1 protein-coding gene is annotated in these 357 nt (G+C 53.2%); it reads right to left on the bottom strand.

Going from position 1 to position 357, the window contains the following annotated elements:
* Positions 1-357, bottom strand: a 357-nt coding sequence (locus FDX22_RS03650) for a tail fiber protein (protein ID WP_186805277.1), incomplete at both ends; no start/stop codon positions are given.

The following is a 357-nucleotide window of genomic DNA, read 5'->3' as shown; positions in this document are numbered from 1 at the left end:
GTTCTTTTGCCAGTCGCGCGTTCGCATTATCCATCGCGATTTTGACGGCTTTTGGCGTTGCTGCCTCCGTTTCGCTGGCGCTGTCTGCCGCACTGTTCAGGCGCGTAAATCCCTTTTCGCTCGTTGTCGCATCCGGGTGATTGCGGGAGTGTTCATGTTTTTTCAGTGCATCACTGGCCAGCTGTTCGTTCAGCGTACCTTTTGGCCGCAAATCGGTGATATTGCCATTCTCATCAATGCTGGCCACTGCAAACACGTAATGCTGTACGCCGTTTTGCACATAATCAGCGAGGTTTTCCGTTACAGTGGTTTTGCTCTGAACGCGCCATGCGCTGGTCAGCGTTCCCGACCAGTTCA

This window comes from Citrobacter sp. TBCS-14 (assembly GCF_005280805.1).
GTDB classification, from domain to species: domain Bacteria; phylum Pseudomonadota; class Gammaproteobacteria; order Enterobacterales; family Enterobacteriaceae; genus Citrobacter; species Citrobacter gillenii.
Note: the sequence above shows the minus strand (reverse complement) of the source record. Positions and strands in the feature narration are given on the sequence as shown.